This is a genomic window from Acidiphilium sp. PM, from assembly GCF_000219295.1.
Taxonomy (GTDB): Bacteria; Pseudomonadota; Alphaproteobacteria; order Acetobacterales; family Acetobacteraceae; genus Acidiphilium; species Acidiphilium multivorum.
This window is the reverse complement of sequence record NZ_AFPR01000554.1, coordinates 1-2,331: the sequence shown is the minus strand read 5'-3', so window position 1 is coordinate 2,331 and position 2,331 is coordinate 1. Positions and strand designations below refer to the sequence as shown.

3 protein-coding genes and 1 pseudogene are annotated in these 2,331 nt (G+C 64.4%); 2 read left to right on the top strand and 2 right to left on the bottom strand.

Annotated elements, in window-relative coordinates:
• Together APM_RS17990 and APM_RS17985 are read left to right on the top strand one after the other, a co-directional pair.
• Positions 1-424 (top strand): annotated as a pseudogene (locus tag APM_RS17990) (hypothetical protein); the annotation flags it as partial.
• A 90-nt stretch (positions 425-514) separates the two neighbouring features.
• On the top strand, positions 515-1,531 hold the full coding sequence (locus APM_RS17985; protein ID WP_007424824.1) for an IS110 family transposase: 1,017 nt from the start codon (positions 515-517) through the stop codon (positions 1,529-1,531).
• 22 nt (positions 1,532-1,553) lie between these two features.
• Here APM_RS17985 and APM_RS22265 read toward each other — a convergent pair whose 3' ends face one another.
• Both APM_RS22265 and APM_RS22425 read right to left on the bottom strand, forming a co-directional pair.
• On the bottom strand, positions 1,554-2,033 hold the full coding sequence (locus APM_RS22265; protein ID WP_050807228.1) for a hypothetical protein: 480 nt from the start codon (positions 2,031-2,033) through the stop codon (positions 1,554-1,556).
• Between the two features lie 10 nt (positions 2,034-2,043).
• On the bottom strand, positions 2,044-2,331 hold a 288-nt coding region (locus tag APM_RS22425; RefSeq protein ID WP_007424823.1), incomplete at its 5' end, for a hypothetical protein.

Genomic DNA, 2,331 nt, shown 5'->3' with positions numbered 1-2,331 from the left:
CGTAGAAGGCGGTGTCGTGTGTCAGCTTGAGCAGGCCGGTTTCGGGATTGCGGGTGGCGACTGCGCGTTCGACCTGAATGATGGCGGTGACATGGGGATGCCAGTCGGTGCCGGCGAGCGCGCTGGCGGGATCGAAGACGGCGACGGTGCGGGTTTCGTCACGATTGCGGCCGCGGTCGCGGGTCCGGAAGACGTCGTATGGGGCGCCCGATGTGGCGATATGGTGGATCGCCTGCTTCAGCGTCGGTTGATTGTCCTTGACCTGGACGATGAGGCTGATGTTGCCCGCCTGGGCGACGTTGAAGGCTTTTTTTGGCAGTGCAGGGCATCCAGGGTGACGAGTGTGTCCTTGGCGATGCCCAGTTCGGCGAGCAGCGCCTGGGCGGCGGGGATCTCGCTGGATTTCTCGCCGATCTCGACATGAGCGAGCACCAGCTTGTTGGAGTGGACGGCCCCACGGCATCGGATGTGCCAGGATAGGGTCGTGAAACAACCTAAGGAAAGGGCCGCCCACATGGAATATAAGCGCATTTCGATCGACACGTCCAAGCATGTCTTCACGATCCACGGGGTCGATGAGGCTGAGCGGCCGGCGTTACGCCGGGACCTCCGGCGGTCGCAGATGGAGAAGTTTTTCGGCAAGCTGGAGCCGACCGAAGTGGCGTTGGAAGCCTGTGGCGGCGCGCATCATTGGGGCCGCCGGCTGAGTGCCATGGGCCACCGGGTGAAGCTGATCCCGCCGCAGTATGTGAAGCCCTTCGTCAAACGCAACAAGAACGACCGCAATGATGCCGAGGCGATCGGCGAAGCGGCGTCGCGGCCGAGCATGCCCACGGTGCCGGTGAAGAGCGTCGAGGAACAGGCCGCGACGGTCATCGTGAAGCATCGCGAGCTGCTGGTCGGGCAGCGGACTGCGGCGATCAACGCGCTGCGCGGGCATGCGGCGGAATTCGGCGTGATCGCGGCCAAAGGCACGGCCAATGTCGAGGCGCTGCTGGCGATGCTGGCCGAGACGTCCGAGATCCCTCCGGCCGCCAAGGTGGCGTTCGCGGCGATGGGCGCGCATATCGCCGATCTCGACACCAAGCTCGCGGCGATGGAGAAGCAACTCCTCGAGCAACACAAGAGCAACCCGGTCAGCCAGCTCCTGGTGAAGGTCCCCGGCATCGGCCCGATCACCGCGATCACCCTGGCGCTGTCGGTGAACCCGACAAACTTCGAGAGCGGACGCCACTTCGCCGCCTGGCTCGGCCTGACGCCGCGGGAGAATTCCACCGGCGGCAAACACCGAATGGGCAGGATCAGCAAGGCCGGCAGCAAGAGACTGCGGTCGCTGTTGGTGGTCGGTGCGACCTCGGTGATCCGGGTCGCCAAACCGGGACGGCCGTCGAGCTCGGCCTGGCTGTTGGGATTGCTGGCGCGCAAGCCGAAGAAGGTCGCGGCGGTCGCGCTGGCCAACAAGATCGCCCGGGTCGTCTGGGCGATGATGGCGCGGGGTGAGGCGTATCGGCGTCAGCCGAGCGCCGCGTGAACCCTGCACCGGTGCCCGGGGTTTAAGGGCAGCCAGAGATGAAAGTCGGTCGAACCGACAAGCAAGACATGCCGTTAATACCAATGACCTTGTCAGGTCGCCAGCTTGTTTGGCGCTTGCTTGCGGATTCCATCTGGGCCAGCGGCCATGATGCCGCGCCAACAGGCCGGACACATGAACGCTTTCGACCCGAAGCCCGTCTCTCGTTCGTCCCCTTGAACCCCAGGGGCCGTCCACACATGGTGTCGGTGGCGAAGGCGCTGAGCACATGAGCCGCGGTGCGGTCATGGAACCTGTCGAAACTGCCGCGCAGGGTCTTGCCGTCGAGCGCAATGCTGGCCGTGCCGGGCTTGGTCCTGGCCGCTTGCAGCAGTGCCGCGTGGCGTCGGAACGCGGCCTCCACCGCGCCCGGATCGAGCCCCTGGAGGATGTAGCGGATCGCCGTGTGGAGAGCATCAGGAAGTGTGGGGTGATCAGGCCGCGGCGGGGTGAGTTGCGCCATCTCGGCCCAATCACCTCGTAGGTTCATTTTCGGCCAATTTTTCGAACATATGGCGAACTGGGCCGAATTTGGGTGCAAACCGACTACCCCATGACCACCTCGGGCCGTACAGCCGCCAGCGCTTGGTCGAGCCCAGGTCACCCTGAAACTCGAAAGTGGCCAGAAACGCCGGCGCCCAGCGCCGAATACCAGCATAATGTTCGCTCAGCACCTCGTAGGGATCGAAATCTTCCGATCGAACCAGAGTTTCCGCTTCCATAACGGTCGAGCAGAACCGGTCCCAGGGTATCACCTTGTC

Excerpts from the sequence above, each read along its gene's own strand:
- APM_RS17985 (WP_007424824.1), top strand. The coding sequence starts at position 515 with ATGGAATATAAGCGCATTTCGATCGACACGTCCAAGCATGTCTTCACG.
- APM_RS22265 (WP_050807228.1), bottom strand. The coding sequence starts at position 2,033 with ATGGCGCAACTCACCCCGCCGCGGCCTGATCACCCCACACTTCCTGAT.